Source organism: Virgibacillus sp. LDC1 (assembly GCF_025792345.1).
Taxonomy (GTDB): Bacteria; Bacillota; Bacilli; order Paenibacillales; family Paenibacillaceae; genus Paenibacillus_AQ; species Paenibacillus_AQ lautus.
The window spans coordinates 1-1,373 of sequence record NZ_JAOXLZ010000013.1; the positions used below are offsets into that span (position 1 = coordinate 1).

Annotated in this window: 1 rRNA gene; it reads left to right on the top strand. The window is 54.6% G+C overall.

The annotated features are described in order from the left end of the window. Window positions 1–1,373 (top strand): 23S ribosomal RNA (locus tag OHJ21_RS32900); the annotation flags it as partial.

Here is a 1,373-nt window from a genome sequence, read left to right on the forward strand (position 1 = left end):
TAAGGCTGGGCTGTGATGGGGAGTGAAAATTATAGTAGCGAAGGTCATGATCTCACACTGCCAAGAAAAGCCTCTAGTCAGGTGAAGGTGCCCGTACCGCAAACCGACACAGGTAGGCGAGAAGAGAATTCTAAGGCGCGCGGAAGAACTCTCGTTAAGGAACTCGGCAAAATGACCCCGTAACTTCGGGAGAAGGGGTGCCTCGGTAGGGTGAATAGCCCGAGGGGGCCGCAGTGAAAAGGCCCAAGCGACTGTTTAGCAAAAACACAGGTCTGTGCGAAGCCGTAAGGCGAAGTATACGGGCTGACGCCTGCCCGGTGCTGGAAGGTTAAGGGGAGCGGTTAGGGAGTAATCCCGAAGCTGTGAACCGAAGCCCCAGTAAACGGCGGCCGTAACTATAACGGTCCTAAGGTAGCGAAATTCCTTGTCAGGTAAATTCTGACCCGCACGAATGGCGTAACGACTTGGGCGCTGTCTCAACGAGAGATCCGGTGAAATTTTAATACCTGTGAAGATGCAGGTTACCCGCGACAAGACGGAAAGACCCCATGGAGCTTTACTGCAGCTTGATATTGGATTTGGGTACGATCTGTACAGGATAGGTGGGAGCCTTTGAAGCATGAGCGCCAGCTTGTGTGGAGGCGACGTTGGGATACCACCCTGATCGTATCTAGGTTCTAACCTGGTACCGTGATCCGGTACGGGGACAGTGTCAGGCGGGCAGTTTGACTGGGGCGGTCGCCTCCTAAAGAGTAACGGAGGCGCCCCAAGGTTCCCTCAGAATGGTTGGAAATCATTCGAAGAGTGCAAAGGCATAAGGGAGCTTGACTGCGAGACCTACAAGTCGAGCAGGGACGAAAGTCGGGCTTAGTGATCCGGTGGTACCGCATGGAAGGGCCATCGCTCAACGGATAAAAGCTACCCTGGGGATAACAGGCTTATCTCCCCCAAGAGTCCACATCGACGGGGAGGTTTGGCACCTCGATGTCGGCTCATCGCATCCTGGGGCTGAAGTAGGTCCCAAGGGTTGGGCTGTTCGCCCATTAAAGCGGTACGCGAGCTGGGTTCAGAACGTCGTGAGACAGTTCGGTCCCTATCTGTCGTGGGCGTAGGAAATTTGAGAGGAGCTGTCCTTAGTACGAGAGGACCGGGATGGACGTACCGCTGGTGCACCAGTTGTTCCGCCAGGAGCATGGCTGGGTAGCTACGTACGGACGGGATAAGCGCTGAAAGCATCTAAGCGTGAAGCCCCCCTCAAGATGAGATTTCCCAACTAGTAAGACCCCTTGAAGACGACGAGGTAGATAGGTTGGAGGTGGAAGTGCAGCAATGCATGGAGCTGACCAATACTAATCGGTCGAGGGCTTATCCAA